This window comes from Streptomyces solitudinis (assembly GCF_036323765.1).
Taxonomy (GTDB): domain Bacteria; phylum Actinomycetota; class Actinomycetes; order Streptomycetales; family Streptomycetaceae; genus Streptomyces.
On sequence record NZ_JAZDCW010000004.1, the window covers coordinates 535,915 to 556,218 of the forward strand.

General features: G+C 76.0%; 20 protein-coding genes. 9 read left to right on the plus strand and 11 right to left on the minus strand.

The window, feature by feature from the left end; translation table 11 throughout:
* Position 1: 1 nt before the first annotated feature.
* The 3 genes from V1J52_RS13695 to ligD all read right to left on the minus strand — a co-directional run bounded on the left by V1J52_RS13695 (position 2) and on the right by ligD (position 4,288).
* Positions 2-1,546, minus strand: a complete 1,545-nt coding sequence (locus tag V1J52_RS13695) for an exopolysaccharide biosynthesis polyprenyl glycosylphosphotransferase (RefSeq protein ID WP_330140013.1) — start codon at positions 1,544-1,546, stop codon at positions 2-4.
* Positions 1,543-2,721: a glycosyltransferase gene (locus tag V1J52_RS13700; RefSeq protein WP_330140014.1), complete on the minus strand. Its 1,179-nt coding sequence runs from the start codon at positions 2,719-2,721 to the stop codon at positions 1,543-1,545. Before V1J52_RS13700 ends, V1J52_RS13695 begins: the two co-directional genes overlap by 4 nt.
* Positions 2,722-3,283: 562 nt before the next feature.
* Positions 3,284-4,288 (minus strand): non-homologous end-joining DNA ligase, encoded by a 1,005-nt coding sequence (ligD, locus tag V1J52_RS13705; protein WP_330140015.1) that lies wholly within the window; start codon positions 4,286-4,288, stop codon positions 3,284-3,286.
* A 77-nt stretch (positions 4,289-4,365) separates the two neighbouring features.
* On the opposite strand from ligD, the gene V1J52_RS13710 reads away from it, so the two are divergent.
* Positions 4,366-5,436, plus strand: a complete 1,071-nt coding sequence (locus tag V1J52_RS13710) for an ATP-dependent DNA ligase (RefSeq protein WP_330140016.1) — start codon at positions 4,366-4,368, stop codon at positions 5,434-5,436.
* A 58-nt stretch (positions 5,437-5,494) separates the two neighbouring features.
* Here V1J52_RS13710 and V1J52_RS13715 read toward each other — a convergent pair whose 3' ends face one another.
* Positions 5,495-7,150: an FAD-binding dehydrogenase gene (locus tag V1J52_RS13715; protein ID WP_330140017.1), complete on the minus strand. Its 1,656-nt coding sequence runs from the start codon at positions 7,148-7,150 to the stop codon at positions 5,495-5,497.
* A gap of 113 nt (positions 7,151-7,263) precedes the next feature.
* Here V1J52_RS13715 and V1J52_RS13720 point away from each other — a divergent pair, with 113 nt between their 5' ends.
* Genes V1J52_RS13720 through V1J52_RS13730 form a run of 3 tightly spaced genes read left to right on the plus strand, consistent with a single transcriptional unit; the run spans position 7,264 to position 8,488 of the window.
* Positions 7,264-7,662 carry a YidH family protein gene (locus tag V1J52_RS13720; RefSeq protein ID WP_330140018.1) on the plus strand — a complete coding sequence of 133 codons (399 nt, stop codon included), beginning with the start codon at positions 7,264-7,266 and terminating at the stop codon, positions 7,660-7,662.
* Positions 7,659-7,994 (plus strand): DUF202 domain-containing protein, encoded by a 336-nt coding sequence (locus V1J52_RS13725; RefSeq protein WP_330140020.1) that lies wholly within the window; start codon positions 7,659-7,661, stop codon positions 7,992-7,994. Before V1J52_RS13720 ends, V1J52_RS13725 begins: the two co-directional genes overlap by 4 nt.
* A complete protein-coding gene (locus V1J52_RS13730; protein ID WP_330140021.1) occupies positions 7,991-8,488 on the plus strand; it encodes a gluconokinase in 498 nt (165 codons plus the stop codon). Before V1J52_RS13725 ends, V1J52_RS13730 begins: the two co-directional genes overlap by 4 nt.
* Before the next feature lie 60 nt (positions 8,489-8,548).
* Here the strand turns inward: V1J52_RS13730 and V1J52_RS13735 are convergent, their stop codons facing one another.
* Positions 8,549-10,054 carry a bifunctional phosphatase PAP2/diacylglycerol kinase family protein gene (locus V1J52_RS13735; RefSeq protein WP_330140022.1) on the minus strand — a complete coding sequence of 502 codons (1,506 nt, stop codon included), beginning with the start codon at positions 10,052-10,054 and terminating at the stop codon, positions 8,549-8,551.
* Between the two features lie 152 nt (positions 10,055-10,206).
* On the opposite strand from V1J52_RS13735, the gene V1J52_RS13740 reads away from it, so the two are divergent.
* Both V1J52_RS13740 and V1J52_RS13745 read left to right on the plus strand, forming a co-directional pair.
* Positions 10,207-11,229 carry a phosphotransferase family protein gene (locus tag V1J52_RS13740; protein WP_330140023.1) on the plus strand — a complete coding sequence of 341 codons (1,023 nt, stop codon included), beginning with the start codon at positions 10,207-10,209 and terminating at the stop codon, positions 11,227-11,229.
* A 9-nt stretch (positions 11,230-11,238) separates the two neighbouring features.
* Positions 11,239-12,456: an acyl-CoA dehydrogenase family protein gene (locus V1J52_RS13745; protein WP_330140025.1), complete on the plus strand. Its 1,218-nt coding sequence runs from the start codon at positions 11,239-11,241 to the stop codon at positions 12,454-12,456.
* A 95-nt stretch (positions 12,457-12,551) separates the two neighbouring features.
* Here V1J52_RS13745 and V1J52_RS13750 read toward each other — a convergent pair whose 3' ends face one another.
* The 3 genes from V1J52_RS13750 to V1J52_RS13760 all read right to left on the minus strand — a co-directional run bounded on the left by V1J52_RS13750 (position 12,552) and on the right by V1J52_RS13760 (position 14,978).
* Entirely contained in the window at positions 12,552-13,523 is a 972-nt protein-coding gene (locus V1J52_RS13750) for an NADPH:quinone oxidoreductase family protein (protein ID WP_330140026.1), read from the minus strand.
* 88 nt (positions 13,524-13,611) lie between these two features.
* Positions 13,612-14,214 (minus strand): TetR/AcrR family transcriptional regulator, encoded by a 603-nt coding sequence (locus V1J52_RS13755; RefSeq protein WP_330140027.1) that lies wholly within the window; start codon positions 14,212-14,214, stop codon positions 13,612-13,614.
* Positions 14,211-14,978, minus strand: coding sequence for an SDR family oxidoreductase (locus V1J52_RS13760; RefSeq protein ID WP_330140028.1), 768 nt, complete (start codon positions 14,976-14,978; stop codon positions 14,211-14,213). The genes V1J52_RS13755 and V1J52_RS13760 overlap by 4 nt, the downstream gene beginning before the upstream one ends.
* Positions 14,979-15,241: 263 nt before the next feature.
* On the opposite strand from V1J52_RS13760, the gene V1J52_RS13765 reads away from it, so the two are divergent.
* Together V1J52_RS13765 and V1J52_RS13770 are read left to right on the plus strand one after the other, a co-directional pair.
* A complete protein-coding gene (locus tag V1J52_RS13765) occupies positions 15,242-15,709 on the plus strand; it encodes a hypothetical protein (protein ID WP_443075815.1) in 468 nt (155 codons plus the stop codon).
* 141 nt (positions 15,710-15,850) lie between these two features.
* Entirely contained in the window at positions 15,851-16,312 is a 462-nt protein-coding gene (locus V1J52_RS13770; RefSeq protein WP_330140029.1) for a MaoC family dehydratase, read from the plus strand.
* A gap of 48 nt (positions 16,313-16,360) precedes the next feature.
* Here V1J52_RS13770 and V1J52_RS13775 read toward each other — a convergent pair whose 3' ends face one another.
* Positions 16,361-17,014 carry a TetR/AcrR family transcriptional regulator gene (locus V1J52_RS13775; protein ID WP_330140030.1) on the minus strand — a complete coding sequence of 218 codons (654 nt, stop codon included), beginning with the start codon at positions 17,012-17,014 and terminating at the stop codon, positions 16,361-16,363.
* Positions 17,015-17,117: 103 nt separating this feature from the next.
* Positions 17,118-18,269 (minus strand): acyl-CoA dehydrogenase family protein, encoded by a 1,152-nt coding sequence (locus V1J52_RS13780; protein ID WP_330140031.1) that lies wholly within the window; start codon positions 18,267-18,269, stop codon positions 17,118-17,120.
* A 128-nt stretch (positions 18,270-18,397) separates the two neighbouring features.
* On the opposite strand from V1J52_RS13780, the gene V1J52_RS13785 reads away from it, so the two are divergent.
* Positions 18,398-19,093 (plus strand): TetR/AcrR family transcriptional regulator, encoded by a 696-nt coding sequence (locus V1J52_RS13785; protein ID WP_330140032.1) that lies wholly within the window; start codon positions 18,398-18,400, stop codon positions 19,091-19,093.
* 84 nt (positions 19,094-19,177) lie between these two features.
* Here V1J52_RS13785 and V1J52_RS13790 read toward each other — a convergent pair whose 3' ends face one another.
* Positions 19,178-20,260, minus strand: coding sequence for a Zn-dependent alcohol dehydrogenase (locus tag V1J52_RS13790; RefSeq protein WP_330140033.1), 1,083 nt, complete (start codon positions 20,258-20,260; stop codon positions 19,178-19,180).
* Between the last annotated feature and the right edge of the window lie 44 nt (positions 20,261-20,304).

Consider the following 20,304-nt stretch of genomic DNA (forward strand, 5'->3'; position numbering starts at 1 on the left):
CTCAGCTCCCCGAGTGCCGGAACAGCGAGGTGGCGGTGCGGGCGAGGATGCGCACGTCCTGCCACAGCGACCAGCTCGCCACGTAGTGGTTGTCGAAGCGGGCGCGGTCCTCGATGGAGGTGTCACCGCGCAGCCCGTGGACCTGGGCGAGCCCGGTGATGCCCGCGGGCATCCGGTGCCGGTGCGCGTAGCCGGGGTAGGTCTCGCTGAACCGGGCGACGAAGTAGGGGCGTTCGGGCCTCGGGCCGACCAGGCTCATGTCGCCGCGCAGGACGTTCCACAGCTGCGGAAGCTCGTCCAGCGAGGTGCGCCGCAGCAGCCGTCCGACGGGGCTCATCCGCCGGTCGTGCGCGACGCTCCACCGGGTGGCCGACTCGTAGGCGTCGGCCGGGCGCAGGGTGCGGAACTTCAGCAGCGTGAAGGAGCGCCCGCCCAGCCCGACGCGCTCCTGCCGGAAGACGACGCCGGGACCGTCCAGGAGCCGGACGGCCAGCGCGCACAGCAGCAGCAGCGGGGCGGCCAGCAGCAGGGCGGGGGCGGCCAGGAGAAGGTCCAGCGCGCGCTTGGCTGCGGCGCTGCCGGGGCGGGGGCGCGGCGGTTCGACGCGGCGGCAGCCGTGGCCCCACAGGTGCGTCTCGGGCGCGGGAGTCCCCGGCGCGCCGGGACCGCCGGCCAGGCCGTCGGTGAGCCACAGGGCGCAGCCGTGCGCGGTGAGGGCCGCGACCGCCTCGGCGGCCGGGTGCGGGTCGCCGCCGGGGGCGCGGACGAGCACGGCCTCGGTGACGGCGTGCCGCGCGACGGCCCGGGCGACGTCCTCCGGTGAGGTGAGCACGGGCAGCGGCCGCTCGTCTGCCGGGACCTCGGCGCTCTCGTGCCCGGGAGCCGCCACCAGGCCCACCGGGCGCAGGCCGTACTCCGGGTGGGCGTGCAGGACGGCGGCGAGCCGCCGGGCGGACGGTCCGTCCCCGACGACGAGGGTGGCGCTCGGCCGCCGCCGGACGGCGCGGCGGTGCCGGGCGAGCACGCCGCCGCGTCCCGCCGCCGACAGCAGCGTGTGGGCGGCGACCAGGGCCAGCAGCGTCGTCAGCGCCAGGGCCTGCCCCGGGTGCAGGGCTGCCCACACGGCCGCGGGCAGCGCCCAGGCGACGGCGGCCCGGCCGCACAGGGCGGGCAGCGCGTCGGCCGCGGCGGCGCCCGGCGCGGGCGGCCGGCACAGGCCGGCGGCGCCGTTGAGGCAGGCGGTGAGGGCGCAGGCCGGGGCGAGGGTGGCGAGGGTCTGCGCGGTGGGCACGGCGGCGGTGTGGGCGACCAGGGCCGCGGCGGCGCAGGCCGCGAGGCAGTCGGCCGCCGCCAGCCACGGGACCACCGTCCGGCGTGCCGCCCCGGCCCGCCGGGGCCCCGGGCCGGGACCGCCGGACGATCGGGGCGGCGGGAAGGCGCCGGGGACCCCGTGGTCGGCGGGCGCGGCGGCCGGGGGCGCCGGGGCGGCCGGGGCGCGGGCGAGGGTGCGGCCGGTGCCCGGCGCGTCGGCGCTTTCCGTGGTCATCGCTGGGTGCGCTCCCTGTGCTCCGGGTGCGGCAGGCGCACGAGGTCGCGGTACAGGCCGAGGACCTGCGCCGCGGTGTGCCGCACGTCATGGGTGGTCCGTACGTGGTCCCGGGCGGCGCGTCCGAGCGCGGCGCGCCGTCCGGGAGCGGCCAGCAGGTCGCCGACGGCGCGGGCGAGCGCCGGGGCGTCGTCCGGCGGTACGAGGCAGGGCCCCCGCAGCGGCGCGGGCAGGCTCTCGCGGGCGCCGGTGACGTCGGTGAGCACCACGGGGCGTCCGCAGGCCATGGCCTCCAGCGGTGCGAGGGCCATGCCCTCCCAGCGGGACGGCAGGACGGCCAGGTCCGCCGCGCGGTACCAGGGCACGGGGTCGCGGGCGGCTCCGGCGAAGACCACGCCCGCGGGGGCGCGGCGCAGCAGGGCGCCGCGTTCGGGTCCGGCGCCGACCAGGGCCAGCCGGGCTCCGGGGTGCCGGGCGGCGATGGCGGGCCAGGCGCGCAGCAGCACGTCCTGTCCCTTCTGCCGGCTGAGCCGGGCGACGCAGACGACGAGCGGCGCGCCGGGCGGCAGCCCGTCCAGCGCCGGGAGCGCGGCGCGGGCCTCCCGCCGGGCCGCGGGGGCCGCGGCCGCGAACCGGTCCAGGTCCACGCCGTTGCGGACGACCGCCCAGCGGCCGGTGACGCCCGCGCGGGCGCCACGGCGCTGTTCGTCCGCGCTCACGCACACGATCCGGTCGGCCCAGCCGGCGGCGGCCCGCTCCCAGCGCAGGGCCAGGGCGGCGCCCGTGGGGCCGAGGGCGTCGAAGGACCAGGCGTGCGGCTGGAACAGCGTGGGGACCCGGCCGCGCAGGGCGAGCCGTCCGGCCAGTCCGGCCTTGGCGCTGTGCAGGTGCACGATGTCGGGGCGCAGGCGGCGCACCAGGCGGTCGGCGCGCAGGACCTCGGCGGCGAGCGCGGGGCCCGGTGCCCGCGTCGCCGGCCAGGCGTGCACCTCGGCTCCCGCCCGCCGCCCGGCCGACGTGAGCGTGCCGCCGGGCGGGCAGGCGAGGTGGACGCGCAGTCCCTCCGCGCACTGGGCGGCGGCCAGGTCGGTGACGACGGTGGCCACGCCGCCGTCGGCGGGCTGCGCGAGGTGCAGGACCGCCAGCGGACGCGGTCGGTGGTCGTGGAACGGCACGCGTGGTCCTCCCCCGGGTGCGGAAACGTCTCCCCAGGCGGCTCAGCGGTGGGCGTCGGGCGGCCCGCAGGTGCGGGGCACCGGGCCGGTCCGCGAGGGGCGCGAAGTGTGGGCGAATGCGAAGGCGACGCTGCGTTCCGTCAGCACGTCACCGGCTCCGGCGGCCGGTGATCCGGTGCTTCGGCGCCCGGCACAGCCGGGGCCACGGGGTCTCGCACGGGTCGCTCTGCGCTTTCTCTTTGCCGAAGAAGCGTCTGCACATGAACAGGCATACACCACTCCTCCGGAAGAGTCGTGGACCGCGATCAGACAAGTCACCTGAAAAGCTCAGCCGCTGTTCGACAATGGGATGGACTGGAAAATCCGCGCTGCCCCGGGGCCGACGTCCCGCGTGCGTCACAGGGCGGACCGGGGATTCACCTCCGGGTGAGTACGCGTCATCGCGCCGCACGGGTCATCCTCACGCGGCGCCCGAAGGGGAGAAGCGGCGGGGCCGACGCTTACGGCGGTCCGCCGAGGGCCCGGGGGACACCGGCGCCCCGCCGGGAGGAGCGGGGGGCCGTCAGGGGCGGGCGCGGCTGGGCTGGACGCGCTTGGGCTCCCCGGGCATCTTCGGGTGGTCGGGCGGATAGGGCAGGTCGCTGAGCCCGTGGTCGGCCGCGTCGCGCTCGGCCATCTCCAGCAGCCCTTCGAGCCCGAAGGCGTGTTCGTCCATGTCGGCGTGCACGTCACCGAGCGCGGCGAACCGGGCGGGCATGGAGGCCAGGTCGAAGTCCTCGGGAACGGCGTCCTCCAGCTCCGCCCAGCGCAGCGGGGCGGACACCTGGGCCCGCGGGTGGGGGCGCACCGAGTAGGCGGCGGCGATGGTGCGGTCGCGGGCCGTCTGGTTGTAGTCCACGAAGATCTTCGCGCCGCGCTCCTCCTTCCACCAGGCCGTGGTGACGCGGTCGGGCGCCCGCCGCTCCAGCTCCCGCGCGACGGCGATGGCCGCCCGGCGCACGTCGGTGAACTGCCAGCGCGGCGCGATGGGCACGAAGACGTGCAGGCCCCGGCCGCCGGAGGTCTTGGGCCAGCCGCGCAGCCCGAGTTCGTCCAGCAGCTCCGCCAGCCGTCCGGCGGCCCAGCGGGCGTCGGCGTAGCCGGTGCCGGGCTGCGGGTCGAGGTCGATGCGCAGCTCGTCGGGGTGGTCGGCGTCCCCCCGGCGCACGGGCCAGGGGTGGAAGCTCAGCGTGCCGAGGTTCGCGGCCCAGACGACGGCGGCGGTCTCGGTCGGGCAGATCTCGTCGGCGTGCCGCCCGCTGGGAAAGGTGATGCGTTCGACGGGAATCCATGCGGGCAGGTTCTTCGGAGCGCGTTTCTGGTAGAAGAACTCGCCGGTGACGCCGTCCGGGTGGCGCTGGAGCGTCGTCGGCCGGTTCCGCAGAGCGCGCAGGATTCCGCCGCCGACCGCGACGTAGTACTCGGCCACGTCCCGCTTGGTGAATCCCCGTTCCGGGAAGTACACCTTCTCCGGATGGGACAGCCGTACCGCCCGGCCGCCGACGTCGAGTTCCACCGCCTCGCCCATACCGCCACGCTAACGCCGTCTCGCGGCGCCCGCTCGCCCGGCGGGCGCACCGGCGTTTGCGGGCGCACAATCGCGGCATGCACCTCCCCGTCATGCCCCCCGTGAAACCGATGCTGGCGAAGCCGGCGGCGAGCATCCCGCCCGGCATGCACTACGAGGCCAAGTGGGACGGCTACCGGGCCCTCGTCTTCCGGGACGGTGACGAGGTGGAGATCGGCAGCCGCTCCGCCAACTCACTGACCCGCTACTTCCCCGAGCTGGTCGAGGCGTTCGGCGCGCACCTGCCGCGGCGCTGCGTGCTGGACGGGGAGATCGTCGTCGCGCGCGAGGGGAGGCTGGACTTCGACGCGCTCCAGCAGCGCGTCCACCCGGCCGACTCGCGGGTGCGGATGCTGGCACGGACGACACCGGCCGCCTACGTGGCGTTCGACGTGCTGGCCCTGAACGACACCCCGCTGCTGGACGTCCCGCTGACCGAGCGCCGCGAGGTGCTGGCGGCGGCCCTGCGCCACGCGGGCCCGCCGGTGCACCTGGCTCCCGCCACCCGGGACGTGGCGGTGGCCAGGGAGTGGTTCGAGCGGTTCGAGGGCGCCGGTCTGGACGGCGTCGTCGCCAAGCGGCTGAACCTGCCGTACCGCCCGGACCAGCGGCTGATGGTGAAGGTGAAGCACGAGCGGACGGCGGACTGCGTCGTGGCCGGGGTGCGCGAGCACAAGTCGGGCCCGGTCGTCGGCTCGCTGCTGCTCGGCCTGTACGACGACGCCGGGCGGCTCCAGCACGTCGGCGTGTGCGGCGCCTTCACCATGCAGCGGCGCCGCCAGCTCATGGAGGAGCTGGCGCCCCTGCGGATGGAGAGCGCCGAGGGACACCCGTGGGCCGCCTGGCGCGACGAGGAGGCGCAGGCCGCGAACCGGCTGCCGGGCGGCCCGAGCCGCTGGAGCGGGACCAAGGACCTGTCCTGGCTGCCGCTGCGCCCGCAGCGGGTGTGCGAGGTGGCCTACGACCACATGCAGGGTGCGCGCTTCCGGCACACCGCGCGGTTCCGCCGCTGGCGGCCCGACCGGCAGCCCGGGGAGTGCACGTACGCGCAGCTGGAGGAGGTCGTGCGCTACGACCTGGCCGAGGTGCTGGACGGCGGCGGCGCATGAGCGGCCCGCGGCCCGGGCGGACCCGGACGGCTCCGTCGGCGCGTCCGGCGCGTCCGGGTCAGCCGACCGCGCGGGCGGCGGCGCGGCCCGCCGCGCGGCCGGAGAACAGGCAGCCGCCGAGGAACGTCCCCTCCAGGGAGCGGTAGCCGTGCATGCCGCCTCCGCCGAAGCCGGCCGCCTCCCCGGCCGCGTACACGCCGGGCAGCGGCCCGCCCTCCTCGGTGAGCACCCGCGCCGACAGGTCGGTCTCCAGGCCGCCGAGCGTCTTGCGGGTGAGGATGTTCAGCCGCACCGCGATCAGCGGGCCCGCCTGCGGGTCGAGGAGGCGGTGCGGGGCGGCGACGCGCACCAGCCGGTCGCCGAGGTAGCCGCGGGCGCCGCGCAGGGCGGTGATCTGGAGGTCCTTGGTGAACGGGTTGCCGATCTCCCGGTCGCGGGCCAGGATCTGGCGGCGCAGGGCGGCCTCGTCGATGAGGGCGTCGCCGGTCAGCTCGTTCATCCGGCGCACCAGGGCGCCCAGGTCGCGTTCGACGACGAAGTCCCGGCCGTGCTCCATGAAGGCCCGCACGGGGCCCGGGGCGCCGGAGCGCGCCCGGCCCAGGACCTCCCGGACGCTGCGCCCGGTCAGGTCCGGGTTCTGCTCGGAGCCGGAGAGCGCGAACTCCTTCTCGATGACCTTCCGGGTGAGGACGAACCAGGTGTAGTCGTACCCGGTCCGCATGATGTGCTCCAGCGTGCCGAGGGTGTCGAAGCCGGGGAACAGCGGGACCGGCAGCCGCTGCCCGGTGGCGTCCAGCCACAGCGAGGAGGGGCCCGGCAGGATGCGGATGCCGTGCCGCGCCCAGACGGGGTCCCAGTTCTCGATGCCCTCGGTGTAGTGCCACATCCGGTCGCGGTTGATCATCCGCGCGCCGGCCTGCTCGGCGATGCCCAGCACGGCGCCGTCCACGTGGGCGGGGACGCCCGACAGCATCCGCCGGGGCGGGGCGCCCAGCCGCCGCGGCCAGTTGGCCCTGACGAGGTCGTGGTTGCCGCCGATGCCCCCGGAGGTGACGACGACGGCCTGGGCGCGCAGTTCGAAGGCCCCGGCGACCTCGCGGCTGCTCGCGGTGCCGCGCGGCGCGCCACTGGGCACCAGCACCTCGCCGGTGACGGTGTCCACGGCGCCCGCCGAGCGGCCCAGGGCGGTGACGCGGTGCCGGAACCGCAGGTCCACCAGGCCCCGGGCGGCACCGGCCCGCACCCGGCGCTCGAAGGGTTCGACGACGCCGGGGCCGGTCCCCCAGGTGATGTGGAAGCGCGGCACGGAGTTGCCGTGGCCGCTCGCGTCGTAGCCGCCGCGTTCGGCCCAGCCGACGACGGGGAAGATCCGCAGGCCCTGGGCGCGCAGCCAGGACCGCTTCTCCCCCGCCGCGAAGTCGACGTACGCCTCGGCCCACCGGCGCGGCCAGTGGTCCTCCTCGCGGTCGAACCCGGCGGTGCCGAGCCAGTCCTGCCAGGCGAGGGCGAAGCTGTCCCGGACGCGCAGCCGCCGCTGCTCGGGGGAGTCCACGAGGAAGAGGCCGCCGAAGGACCAGTGCGCCTGGCCGCCGAGCGACTGCTCGGGCTCCTGGTCGAGGAGGATGACCTTCCGCCCGGCCTCGGCCAGCTCCGCCGTGGCGGCGAGCCCGGCCAGCCCCGCCCCGATCACGATCACGTCCGCGTCGTACGCCATGCCGCAGGCTTACCCACCGGTAGTCACCGCGTCAACCGTGCGGACCGGATCGCCCGGCGCATGCCGGAGGGGCACTGGGCTGCGATGTTGTGCCCGTGTATAGGCTCGCGGACATGATCGGACGGTTCGTGGGCGCGGTGCGGACGCTGTGGACGCCGCAGCGCGTGCGCGACGAGGGCCGCACTCCGGACTACCGCTTCTCCCTGGCCAACGAGCGCACCTTCCTCGCCTGGGTCCGCACGGCGCTGGCACTGGTGGCCGGGGGGATCGCGGCGGACCAGTTCCTGACCGGGTACGCGCCGGGCGTGCGGAAGGTGTTCGCAGTGGCGCTGCTGGCCGGCGGCGCCCTGTGCGCCCTGCGGGCCGTGCACCACTGGGTGCGCTGCGAGCGGGCCATGCGGCAAGGCCGGGACCTGCCCGTCTCCCGCTTCCCCGCGCTGCTGGCCCTCGGCACGGCGCTGGCCGCGCTGCTGGTCGTCGGCGTGGTGGTGCTGGGCGGTGCGGGCCGGTGAGCCCGGCGGGCGCGGCGCCGGGGGCTGCGCGTGACGCGGGCGCGCAGCCGGAGCGCACCCGGCTGGCCTGGCGGCGCACGACGCTCGCCTACGCCGTCGCGTGCGCCCTGTTCGCGCGGCAGGTGCTGGCGCGGGAGGACGCCGGTCCCGCCGTGTCGGCGGCGGTGCTGGCGGCCGGGCTCGGGGCCGGGCTGGTGCTGGCCTGGCTGGCGCGGCGCCGGGGACACGGGCTCACCGCGCCGCGCCCGGCGCCGCTGGCCCTCCCGGGAGCCGCGCTGGCGGCAGGATGCACGGTGACACTCGCGATGGTGGGGATGGTGATGCTGGTATGACGGCGCTGGTCGTGGTCATGGGCGTGTCGGGGTCGGGGAAGACGACGGTGGGCACGCTGCTCGCCGAACGGCTCGCGGTGCCGTACGCGGACGCCGACGAGTTCCACCCGCCAGAGAACGTGGCGAAGATGGCGGCCGGGACGCCGCTGGACGACGCCGACCGGGAGCCGTGGCTGGACGCCATCGGGGCCTGGCTGGCCGGGCGCGCGGAGCACGCGGGCGGGGTGGTGACCTGTTCGGCGCTGAAGCGCGGGTACCGGGACCGGCTGCGCGCGGCGGCACCCGGCGCGTTCTTCGTGCACCTGGACGGGTCGCCCGAGCTGATCGCGGACCGGCTGTCCGGGCGGCGGGGGCACTTCATGCCGTCCAGCCTGCTGCGCTCCCAGTTCGACACGCTGGAGCCGCTGGCCGGGGACGAGCCGGGGGCCGCCGTCTCCATCGAGGGCAGCGCCGAGGACACCGTGGAGCGGGCCCTGGCCGCGGTGCCGCGCTGACGGCCGGTCCGGCGCCCCCGGGGACGGCCGTCCCCGGGCGCGGCCGGACCCTGGCCGCGGTCACCAGGCCGGGTCGAGCCCGGTCATCCAGACCGGCAGCGGCCGGTAGACGGTCAGCGTCCGCTTCTCCTTGGTCAGCAGCAGCTCCGGGGGCGCGGGCGCCGTCTCCCCGTCGTACGCGCAGACCGTGCCCGGCTCGATGCCGGTGATGCGCACCGCGGGCACTCGGGCGGCGACGTGCACCGGTGAGCGGTGCAGCAGCCCCGTCGCCGCCGCGGCGAGCAGCCGGGTGCGGGCCCAGCTCCCGCCGCGCACGAGGTGGACGTCGAGCTGTCCGTCGGAGAGGTTGTGCCGCCGGGCGGCGCCGCTGCTGAGGCTGGCGTAGGAGCAGTTGCCGACGAACAGCAGCCACACCGGCTGCCGCCGCCCGTTGACGGTCACCTCCACGGGCTGGGAGTGCCGCAGCACCCGCGTGGCGGCGACGACGGAGGCGGGCCAGGAGCCGATCCGGCCCTTCCAGCGCTCCCGTGTCTCCACCAGCTCGCCGTAGGCTCCGAGGCTGAAGGTGTTGACGAAGTGGCCGGTTCCGCCCTCCCGCTCCGGGAAGGGACCGGGGACGAAGCGGGCCAGGTCCACGGCGATGGCGTCACCGCTCTCCAGGGCGCGGCAGGCGTCCGCCGGGTGGCTGATGCCCAGGTCCAGGGCGAGGTGGTTGAAGGTGCCGCCCGGCAGCACGGCGAGGGGGACGTCGTGCCGCAGGGCCACGGGGGCGGCGGCGCTGACGGTGCCGTCGCCACCGAGCACGCCGAGCGCGCCCCCGCAGTCGGCGGCGCGCTGGGCGGCCTTCTCCAGCACCGCGTCGAGCGGTCCCGCGGATTCCTCCCAGACGGTGAACTCGGCCTCCGGCAGGGCCGTCCGCGTCGCGTGCAGCGCGTCGGACGTGCCGGAGGCGGGGTTGGCCACCACGACGAGCCCGCGCCCCGCGGGCAGCGCGGGCGCGGCCACGAGCGGCTGGGCGGGCGGCGCGGGCGGGCGCGGGGTGAGGGCGGCGCGGACGGCGAAGGCCGTGCCGGCCCCGATCACGGCGCCCACCAGCACGTCACTGGGGTAGTGCACTCCGGTGTAGACGCGGGAGAAGGCCACCGAGGCGGCCAGCGGCGCGATGGCCGCGCCCCAGCCCCGGGACTCCAGGGCGACGCCGGTGGCGAAGGCCGCGGCGGACGCGGCGTGCCCCGACGGGAAGGAGGAGCTGAGCGGCTGCCGCTTGAGCCTGCGCACCAGCGGTACGTCGTCCAGCAGCGGCCGGTGGCGGCGCACGGCCCACTTGACGACCGTGTTCACCGTGGCGGAGGTCACGGCGAGGGAGGCGACGCCGCGCACGGCGGCGCGGCGGGTCCGCACGCCGCCGGCGCCGGAGAGGGCCATTCCCGCGGCGATGCCGCACCACAGCCTGCTGTGGTTGGCGGCCTGGCTCAGCCTGGGCAGCACCCGTTCGGCCCCCGGCCAGTGACGGGCGGCCACGGTGGAGAACAGTGCCTGGTCCCAGGCGCGCAGTCGGCTCGGCATGGAGGGCCGTCTACCCAGCGGACGCCCGTGTTCACCCCGCGCGTTCCGTCCGGGTACGGTCAGCCTCTGGACGCCATACCGACTAGTCGGCATGATCGGATGCGACCGTCCGCCCGGGTGACCCCGCCGACCACTCCGCTGGAGGAGATCCGATGAGCAGCGACAACCCTCCGGGGCTCGACACCGTCCGCCTGCGCCGCCACCTGGACGAGGTGGCCCCCGGGCTGGTGCGCGCCGCGCTGCGGGCCCGGCTCATCGAGGGCGGGCGGTCGAACCTGACCTACCACATCACCGACGGCACCGGCGCGTGGGTGCTGCGCCGCCCGCCGCTGGGGCACGTGCTGGCCACCGCGCACGACATGGCCCGCGAGTACCGGGTGATCAGCGCGCTGGGCCCCACCGCCGTGCCGGTGCCCGGCACCCTCCTGCTGTGCGAGGACCCCGACGTGCTCGGGGCGCCGTTCTACGTCATGGAGTACGTGCGGGGGACGCCGTACCGCAGTGCCGGGGAGCTGGCCGCGCTGGGCCCGGAGCGCACCCGCGCGGTGGTGCTCGCCCTGCCGGACGCCCTGGTGGACCTGCACGCCGTGGACCCGGCCGAGGTGGGCCTCGGCGACTTCGGACGCCCGGACGGCTTCCTCGAACGGCAGCTGCGGCGCTGGGGCAAGCAGCTCGACGCCTCGCGCAGCCGGGACCTGCCGGGCATCGACGAACTGCACGCGGCGCTCGCCCGGGACCTGCCCGGCTCTCCCGCCCCCGCCATCGTGCACGGCGACTTCCGGCTCGACAACGTCCTGGTCACCGCCGACGACCGGATCTCGGCGGTGCTCGACTGGGAGATGTCCACCCTCGGCGACCCGCTCACCGACCTGGGGCTGCTGGTCATGTACAGCCAGCAGCGGGCGGTGCCCGGCGCGCCGATCGCCACCACGCGCGAGGCCCCGGGCCACCCCGGCCCGGCCGAGCTGATCGAGCGGTACGCCGCGGGCTCGGGCCGTGACGTCTCGCGGATCGCCTGGTACACGGCGTTCGCCTACTTCAAGCTCGCGGTCATCTGCGAGGGCATCCACTACCGGTTCACCCTGGGCCAGACGGTCGGCGGGGGCTTCGACCGGATCGGCGGCCTGGTGCCGCTGCTGACGGACAGCGGACTGGACACACTGCGGAAGGGCTGAGGAGAGCACATGGACTTCGCGTACGACGCACGCACCGAGGAACTGCGGAAGCGGCTGCTGGCCTTCATGGACGAGCACGTGTACCCGGCGGAGGCGGTGGCCGCCGGACAGCGGGCGGAGCTGGCCTCGCCGTGGCTCACACCGCCGGTGGTCAAGGAGCTGAAGGCCGAGGCGCGCCGCCAGGGCTTGTGGAACCTGTTCCTGCCGGACGCGGCCTACGGGGCCGGGCTGACGAACCTCCAGTACGCGCCGCTGGCCGAGATCACCGGACGCAGTCCGCAGCTCGCGCCCGCCGCGCTGAACTGCGGCGCGCCCGACACCGGCAACATGGAGCTGCTGGCGGAGTTCGGCAGCGCCGAACAGCGCGCGCGGTGGCTGGAGCCGCTGCTCGCCGGAGACATCCGCTCGGCGTTCGCCATGACCGAGCCCGACGTCGCCTCCTCCGACGCCACCAACGTGGAGACCCGCATCGAGCGGGACGGCGACGCGTGGGTGATCACCGGCCGCAAGTGGTACATCTCCGGCGCGATGAACCCGGACTGCGCCGTCTTCATCGTCATGGGCAAGACGGCGCCGGACGGGGAGGACGTCCGCCGGCAGCAGTCGATGGTCCTCGTGCCGCGTGACACGCCCGGCGTGGAGGTCCGGCGCGCCATGCACGTGTACGGCTACGCCGACCACTGGCACGGCGGGCACGCCGAGGTCGTCTTCGACCGGGCGCGGGTCCCGGCGGACCACCTGATCGGCGAGGAGGGCGGCGGCTTCGCCATCGCGCAGGCCCGGCTCGGCCCCGGCCGCATCCACCACTGCATGCGGCTCATCGGCATGGCGGAGCGGGCGATCGAGCTGATGTGCCGCCGGGCCGTCTCCCGCACCGCGTTCGGCAGGCCCCTGGCCCAGCAGGGTGTGGTGCACGAGTGGATCGCCGACGCCCGGGTGGCGGTGGAGCAGATGCGGCTGCTGGTGCTGAAGACGGCCTGGCTGATGGACACCGTCGGCAACCGGGGCGCGCACACCGAGATCCAGGCCATCAAGATCGCCGTGCCGCGCACGGTGGTGGGCATCCTGGACCGGGCCGTGCAGCTGCACGGCGCGGCCGGCGTCAGCCAGGACTTCCCGCTGGCGGAGCTGTGGGCCGGGGCCCGCACGCTGCAACTGGCCGACGGCCCGGACGAGGTCCACCAGCGCTCCCTGGCCCGCCGCGAGCTGAAGCCGTACCTGCGCTGAGACGCCGCCCGCCGGCGCACTCCGTGCCGGAGTGCGCCGGCGGGCGGCGCCGGTCACCGGGACCGGCGCCGTGGCGGCACCGGTCCCGGTGCGGGTTACGGCACGACGACGACGCGGCCGGTCGTCACGCCGTCGAAGACCCGCTGCACGGCGTCCGCCGCGCCGTCCAGCGCCACCCGCTCGCTGACCAGCGGACGGACGGCGCCCTCGGCGGCGAGCCGGGTCAGCTCCTCGTGGCAGGCGCGCACGGCCGCCGGGTCGTGCTGCCGGTACAGGCCCCAGTGCAGGCCGAGGATCGTGTAGTTCTTCACCAGGGCGTGGTTGAGCCCCGGGGTGGGGACGGTGCCGCTGGCGAAGCCCACCACCACGATGCGCCCCTCGAAGGCCACGCACTTGGCCGACTTCGTGTAGGCGTCGCCGCCGACCGGGTCGTAGACCACGTCGGCCCCGCGCCCGCCGGTGGCCTCCTTCACCGCGGCCACCAGGTCGTCGGTGTTCCGGTCGATGACGAGGTCGCAGCCCAGCTCCCGGGCGATCGCCGCCTTCCGGGGGCCGCCGGTCACGCCGATGACGGTGGCGCCGGCCGCCTTGCCGAGCTGGACGGCGGCGCTGCCCACCCCGCCGGCCGCCGCGTGCACGAGCAGCGTCTCCCCCGCCCGCAGCCGGGCCCGGCGGTGCAGCCCGAACCAGCCGGTCTGGTAGCCGATGTGCAGGGCGGCGGCCTCGGCGTCGTCCAGCGCGCCGGGCGCGGGCAGCACGGAGTCGGCGCTCACCACGGCGTGCTCGGCGAAGGCGCCGCCCGGCAGCGCGGCCTGGGTGATCACCCGCGTGCCCGGCTCGGCCCCCTCCCCCGCCAGCACCTCGCCGCACAGCTCGACTCCCGGGGTGAACGGGTGCGGCGGGCGGATCTGGTACTGCCCCAGGCACAGCAGGGCGTCGGGGTAGTTGACGTTCGCCGCGCGCACCCGGACCAGCAGCTCGCCGGGGCCGGGCTCGGGCTCGGGGACGTCCTCCAGCCGCATCACGTCGCGGGGTCGGCCGTTCTCGTGGACGCGCCAGGCCTTCATGCTGTTCCTCACCGGTCCTTCACGGGGTCGTCGTTCGCGTGTCGTCTTGGGGTTCCGCGTTCCGCCGGGCGCGCCGCGGCGGGGGCGCTCACGGGCGCAGGGCGCGCAGCAGCAGGTCCGCGAGGTGGTCGGCGACCTCGCGCGGGGTGAGCTTGCCCCCCGGGTGGTACCAGGCGGACAGGTGGTGCACGGAGCCGAAGTGGTAGTCCACGACGAGGTCGGCGGGGGTGGCCGCGTGGAAGACCCCGGCGCGCTGGCCCTCCTCGATCAGGGCGCGGAAGCGCTCGTGGTAGCGCCGCCGCTCGGACCTGACCTGCCGCTGCTTCTCCGGGCTCAGCTGGTGCATGGACCGGAAGAAGATGCGGGCGTCGTCCAGATTCTCGATGCTGGTGACGACGACGTCGGCCGCCGCGTCCCGCAGCCGCTGCTCCACCGGTCCGCCGCCCGAGGCGACGGCGTCCAGCCGCTCCTGCTGGAGGCGCAGCAGCCGCGCGTAGATCTCGTGGAGCAGGTCGTCCTTGGAGCCGAAGTAGTGGTACAGGGCCCCCTTGGTCACCCCCGCCCCTTCCACGATCTCCTGGACGGAGGTGCGGTCGTAGCCCTGGTCGGCGAAGAGGCGGGTGGCGGTGGCCAGCAGCCGCTGCGGCACCGGCCGCTGCTCGGTGCCCGGGGTGGGGGCGGTGGCGGTCACGGGGTTGCTCCTTGCTCCAGCTTCTGCTGGACGTGGTTCATGCCGCCCAGCCAGCGGTCCGGTTCGGCGGCGCGGGCCGCAGCGTACCGGGCCACCTCCGGGTGCGGCAGCACCAGGAACCGCCCCTCGCCGATCGCCGTGTGGAGCGCGTCGGCGACCTGCTCGGGCTCGATGGCGTCGGGGGCCAGCACCGCCTGCCCCGTCGCCCCCGCGGAGCGCAGCATGTCGGTGCGCACGCCCTGCGGGCAGATGGCGTGCACGTCGATGCCGCGGTGCCGGTAGGTGACCGAGAGCCACTCGGCGAAGGCCAGCGCCGCGTGCTTGGAGACGCTGTAGGGGGCGGAGCCGAACATGGTGAGCAGCCCCGCGGCCGACACGGTCGACACGAACCGGCCCCGGCCGCGTTCCAGCCACTGCGGGAGCAGTTCCCGGGCGGCGCGCACGTGCGCCATGACGTTGACGTCCCAGGCCGCCTCCCAGAGGTCCTCGGCCGCCTCGGGGCCGCCGTGCGGCGCGATGCCCGCGTTGGCGCAGAAGACGTCGACGGCGCCGCCGAGCGCCTCCAGGGCGGTGGGCACGACGGCGGACGCGTCCCCGGGGACGGCGACGCCGCCGATCGACTCCGCCACCTCCCCGGCCCGCGCGGCGTCGAGGTCGTTGACGGCCACCCTCGCACCGCGCTCCGCGAAGCTGCGGGCCAGTGCGGCGCCGATCCCGCCGCCCGCTCCCGTCACCACGACCGTCGTGTCACGCATGCTCGCCATCCGTCCGTCCTCCCTCGTCGCGGGCGCGTCCCGGCACGGGCCCAGCGGCAGACTAACCGGTCGGTATGCGAGGACGGAAGGGCGCCGGAGGGCTTCCCTCGCGGCGCGGAACCCGGCGGGCGAGGTGCCGGAACCGGCCGATCCGAAGCCAGGAGCACTGCGCGGCGGGTCTCCGGGTAGACGGGAGCCGATCGAGGGTGTGGCACGTCCCATCCGCAGCCACTCGGTGCATGGAGGACCCCGCAAGACGGAGGTGGGATACCTTGGCCGGCTTCAGAGCACTCGCCGCACAGGTGCGCGACCCGGGCCGCGCGCCCTGCCAGCGGCGCCAGGCGCTGCGCAAATGCCTGGAACGATTCGCCCCCTACGGCCACCGGGCCACCTGGCTCCACCTGTGCGCGCGCGCCGGGATCGCGCCCGACGACCGCTCGCCCGACCCCGGGCGGCTCGTGGCCGCCCTGGAGGAGCTGGAGGAGGCCCGGTCGGTCTGGCTGGACTACGAGGAGGAGTTCGCGCGGCGGCGCAAGGAGCAGAAGTACCTCGGCATCCGGCAGCCCACGGCGCTGGACGACTGGCACCGCCGCACGTGGGGCGGCCGGGCGCTGCTGTGCTTCGACGATCCGGCCAGGGCGCCGGGCGCCCGGCTCGCGGTGGTGCTGCGCGGCCTGATCGCCGCGATGGAGGCCAGCGTGAGCGGTGACGCACGCGTCCCGGCCCTCGTGCCCGGGTGAGCGTGCGGCCGTTGACAGCGGCCGCACGCCCGCCCATGCTGAGCGGGCGCTTAGGCCCCTCGCGGTCGGCCCGCGCCCGGCGCGGGCGGGCCCGTGCCGGGCCGCGCGCTTCGGTTCACCTCAGCGAAAGGCAGAGCACACATGGCGGAGTCCCGGGTCTTCGGGTCGGTGGAGGAACTGCGCGCGGCGGTCGGCGAGGAGCTGGGCCCGAGCGACTGGCTGGAGGTCGACCAGAAGCGGATCGACCTGTTCGCGGACGCCACGGGTGACCACCAGTGGATCCACACCGACCCCGCGCGGGCCGCCGGCGGCCCGTTCGGCACGACGATCGCGCACGGCTACCTGACGCTGTCGCTGCTGCCCGCGCTCGTGCCGCAGGTGCTGCGCGTCGAGGGCGTCCGGATGGGCGTGAACTACGGCGTGAACAAGGTGCGCTTCCCCGCCCCGGTGCCGGTCGGCTCACGGCTGCGGGCCCGGGTCCGCGTCGCGGAGGTGGCGGAGGCGGGCGGCGGCGTGCAGCTCACGGCGCAGGTGACCGTCGAGCGGGAGGGCGGCGACAAGCCCGTCTGCGTCGCGGAGAGCGTCAGCCGCTACTTCGTGTGAGCGTGTGCGCCAGGGGGGGGGCCGGGACCGGCCCCGCCGGGCGCCGCCTCACGCCGGGGCGGCCGGGGGCGCTCCCACCATGCGCAGGGCGAGACCGGCGTAGAACGCGCCGATCTCGTCCGGCGTGCGGCGCCCGCCGGGGGTGAACCAGCGGGCCACGTCCACGCACAGCGAGAGCACAGCCAGCGCGGTGCCGCGCGGGTCGGCGACGTCGAACTCGCCGGCCAGTGCCCCGTCGGCCAGCAGGTCGCGCACGACGGTCTCCGAGCGGCGGCGCAGGGCGACGATCTCGGCGTAGTGCTCCTCGCCCAGCGCGTGCAGCTCGTACTGCACCACCCGCGCGGTGGTGTGGTGCTCGGCGTGCCAGCGCACGAAGGTGCGGACGGCGGCGGCCAGCCGGTCGGCGTGGCGGCCCTCGCCGGAGGCGGCGTCGGACAGCAGCCGCACCGAGCGTTCGTGGCCCACCCGGCTGATCTGGTAGAGCAGCTCCTCCTTCGTCCGGTAGTGGATGTAGAGGGCGGCCGGGCTCATCCCGGCCCGGCCCGCGATGTCGCGCGTGGTGGTGGCGTGGAAGCCGCGCTCGGCGAACGCCTCCACGGCGGCCACCAGCAGCCGTCGCGCGGCGTCGGGCTCGACGCCGCGCCAGGAGTCGTCCGGGACGCTGCCCCGGCCCTGTGCCCCCGCCCTGGCCGCCTGTGCCATCTGTGTTCGCCCCGCTTCCCGTTGGCCGGGCGAACACCATACACGGGAAGCCCCGTCGCCCAAACCGCTGGTCAGCACGGGTGCCCGGCGGGCGCCGCGCGGCTCAGAACGCCGAGACGCCGGTCAGGGAGCGGCCGATCAGGAGCTTGTGGATCTGGCTCGTGCCCTCGTACAGCGTCATGACGCGGGCGTCCCGCAGCAGCTTGCCGACCGGGAACTCGTCGATGTAGCCGTAGCCGCCGAAGACCTGGAGCGCGTTGTTGGCGGCCCGCACCGCGGCCTCGCTGGCGTGGAGCTTGGCGACCGAGGACTCGGTGGCGAAGGGCAGCCCCCGGTCGATGAGATCGGCGACCCGCCAGGTGAGCAGCCGGGAGGCGTCCACGTCCACGGCCGTGTCGGCGATCAGCTCCTGCACGAGCTGATGGCGGGCGATGGGCTTGCCGAACTGCTCGCGCCCGCCGGCGTAGGACACGGCCGCCTCCAGGGCGGCCTGGGCGATGCCGACGCAGCCCGCCGCGACGGACATGCGGCCCTTGGCGAGGGCGGACATGGCGACCGAGAAGCCCTTGCCGACGGGGCCGAGCCGTGCGGAGTCCGGCACCCGGACGCCGTCGAACGACAGCTCCGCGGTGGCCTGGCCGCGCAGCCCGAGCTTGCCGTGGATCTCGCGGCGGTCCAGGCCCTGGGCGCCGGTGGGGACGAGGAACGCGGTGACGCCCCGGTGGCCGGGCTCCTCGCCGCTGCGCGCGAAGACGAGGGCGACGTCGGCCCAGGTGCCGTTGGTGATGAACATCTTGGCGCCGTCGATGACCCAGTCGCCGCCGTCCCGGCGGGCGCGGGTGGTGAGGCTGGCGGCGTCCGACCCGGTGCCGGGCTCGGTGAGGCCGAAGCAGCCCAGCAGCCCGCCCGAGCACAGGCCGGGCAGCCACCGCTGCTTCTGCTCCTCGCTCCCCCAGGCGGCGATCGTCTTGCCGACGAGGCCCAGGGAGACGGACAGGATGCCGCGCACCGCGGAGTCGCCGCGCCCCAGCTCCTCGGTGACCAGGCAGTACGCCAGGTGGTCGCCCTCGGAGCCGCCGTACTCCTCGGGGATGGTGAGGCCGAGGAAGCCCAGCTCCCCCAGCCGGCGCACCACGCCCCGGTCCACGGACTCCGCCCGGTCCCACGCGGCCGCGTGCGGCACGATCTCGCGGTCGGTGAAGTCCCTGGCCAGTTCGCGGACGGCCCGCTGCTCGTCGGTCAGTCCCAGATCCACGGCCCACCTCGCCCTTCGTCGCAGTCTCACACGCCGGCCGCACGGCACGGGGTGTGCCGGGCAGCCGTAACCTAGCAGCATTAATCTAGCAGTGCTAGTTTCAGGGGTGCGGCGGATACCATGGGCGCATGGCCCGTCCCCGCAAGCCCCTGCTGAGCCGAGACCGGATCGTGGCGACCGCTCTCGCCCTGGTCGACACCGAAGGGCTCCAGGCCGTGTCCACCCGCCGGCTCGCAGCCGAACTGGGCGTGAGCGGGCCCTCCCTCTACCACCACTTCCGCACCAAGGACGAGATCCTGGACGCGGTCGCCGACCACGTCTGCGCCGCCGTGGACCTGTCGATGTTCGAGGACGGGACGGGGTGGCGGGAGGCGCTGGAGACCTGGGCCCGCTCCTACCGGGCCGCACTCGCCGCGCACCCCAACATCGTCCCCTACCTGGCGCAGGGGCCCGGCAGACGGCCGAGCCAGCTCCGCATGGCCGACGCGGTCTTCGGGGCCATGACGGACGCGGGCTGGCCGCGCGCCCACGCCACGCACATCGGCGCGCTCATGCGCTACTTCGTCGCCGGGTCCGCGCTCGGCTCCTTCGCCCGCGGCTTCGTGGACGACGCGGCCCTCTACGCCCGCGACTACCCGCACCTCGACCAGGCCCACCTGCTCGCCGAGCACCAGCAGAGGGTGGACCAGGGCGCCTTCGAGACGGGGCTGCGCGCCCTGGTCGACGGGCTGGCCCTGCGGTACCCGGCCGCCACCGGCGCCCCCGCCGGGAACGCCCCGGCCGGGCGGACGGACGCGGAGACGGACCCGGCACCGGCCAGGTGAGCCGCCGGGCCCCGCGCCGCCGGGCGCGGGGCCCGGGACACGGGACCACGGGACACGGGGCCTGGGGCCCGGCGGCACCGGGCCTCAGAACACCACGAGCGCCCGGCCGCCCCGGCCGCCGCGCATCGCGTCGAACGCCTCGGGGATGTCGTCCAGGCCGATCCGCTCGGTGACCAGCATGCCCAGGTCCAGACGCCCCTCGCGGACGTGCTCCGCCAGCACCGGCACGTCCGCCGCCGGGTCGCTGTTGCCGAACACGCAGCCGGACAGCGTCCGGGCGAAGTGGAAGATCTCCAGCGCCGAGAAGGTGACCTGCTGGTCCTTGCCGCCGATGCCGACGACCGTCGTGCGGCCGCCGCGCCGGGTGGAGCTCCAGGCGGCCCGGATGGAGTCCGCCCGCCCGGCGCACTCCACCGCCACGTCCGTGCCGTACCCGCCGGTGAGCTTCCTGATGTCCTTCGCCGTCGTCTCCGAGGCGGTCAGGAAGTCGGTGGCCCCGGCAGCACGGGCCAGCTCCTCCTTGCCGGGCGCGATGTCCACGGCGACGACCTGGCCCGCCCCCGCGATGCGGGCGGCCTGGAGGACGGCCAGGCCCACCCCGCCGATGCCGAACACGGCCACCGACTCGCCGGGACGGACGCGGGCGTGGTGGTGCACGGCCCCGTAGCCGGTCAGCACGGCGCAGCCCAGCAGCGCGGCGTCCGTGAGCGGCACACCGTCGGGCAGGGACAGCACCGCGCGTTCGGGCACGACCGTCTCGGCGGCGAAGGCGGCGGTGCCCAGGCCCGCGTACAGCTCCTGCCCGTCCCCCGTCCTGGCGTAGGGCACGGCGCTGGCCGCGTTGGCGTGCTCGCACAGCCACGGCTCCCGGAGCCGGGCGCAGTAGTGGCACTCCCCGCAGGACGGCGCCCAGTTGAGGATGACGGCGTCCCCCGGGGCCACGGACGTGACCTGCTCGCCGGTGGAGACGACCGTCCCGGCCCCCTCGTGCCCGAGCACGACGGGGAACGGCTGGCGCAGGGTGCCGTTGGACAGGGACAGGTCGGAGTGGCAGACACCGGCGGCGGCGAGCCGGACGCGCACCTGCCCCGGGCCCGGCTCGGGCAGGTCGATGTCGGCGATCTCCAGCGGGGCGCCCACAGCGGGCAGGAAGGCGGCACGGACCACGGCGCGTGGCTCCTTAGGACGGGAACGGTTCGGGCATAGCGGGA

Excerpts from the sequence above, each read along its gene's own strand:
- ligD (WP_330140015.1), bottom strand. The coding sequence starts at position 4,288 with ATGGGCGAGGCGGTGGAACTCGACGTCGGCGGCCGGGCGGTACGGCTG.
- V1J52_RS13710 (WP_330140016.1), top strand. The coding sequence starts at position 4,366 with ATGCACCTCCCCGTCATGCCCCCCGTGAAACCGATGCTGGCGAAGCCG.
- V1J52_RS13775 (WP_330140030.1), bottom strand. The coding sequence starts at position 17,014 with ATGGCACAGGCGGCCAGGGCGGGGGCACAGGGCCGGGGCAGCGTCCCG.
- V1J52_RS13695 (WP_330140013.1), bottom strand. The coding sequence starts at position 1,546 with ATGACCACGGAAAGCGCCGACGCGCCGGGCACCGGCCGCACCCTCGCC.
- V1J52_RS13720 (WP_330140018.1), top strand. The coding sequence starts at position 7,264 with ATGATCGGACGGTTCGTGGGCGCGGTGCGGACGCTGTGGACGCCGCAG.
- V1J52_RS13770 (WP_330140029.1), top strand. The coding sequence starts at position 15,851 with ATGGCGGAGTCCCGGGTCTTCGGGTCGGTGGAGGAACTGCGCGCGGCG.
- V1J52_RS13730 (WP_330140021.1), top strand. The coding sequence starts at position 7,991 with ATGACGGCGCTGGTCGTGGTCATGGGCGTGTCGGGGTCGGGGAAGACG.
- V1J52_RS13750 (WP_330140026.1), bottom strand. The coding sequence starts at position 13,523 with ATGAAGGCCTGGCGCGTCCACGAGAACGGCCGACCCCGCGACGTGATG.
- V1J52_RS13715 (WP_330140017.1), bottom strand. The coding sequence starts at position 7,150 with ATGGCGTACGACGCGGACGTGATCGTGATCGGGGCGGGGCTGGCCGGG.
- V1J52_RS13760 (WP_330140028.1), bottom strand. The coding sequence starts at position 14,978 with ATGGCGAGCATGCGTGACACGACGGTCGTGGTGACGGGAGCGGGCGGC.
- V1J52_RS13745 (WP_330140025.1), top strand. The coding sequence starts at position 11,239 with ATGGACTTCGCGTACGACGCACGCACCGAGGAACTGCGGAAGCGGCTG.
- V1J52_RS13735 (WP_330140022.1), bottom strand. The coding sequence starts at position 10,054 with ATGCCGAGCCGACTGCGCGCCTGGGACCAGGCACTGTTCTCCACCGTG.
- V1J52_RS13740 (WP_330140023.1), top strand. The coding sequence starts at position 10,207 with ATGAGCAGCGACAACCCTCCGGGGCTCGACACCGTCCGCCTGCGCCGC.
- V1J52_RS13785 (WP_330140032.1), top strand. The coding sequence starts at position 18,398 with ATGGCCCGTCCCCGCAAGCCCCTGCTGAGCCGAGACCGGATCGTGGCG.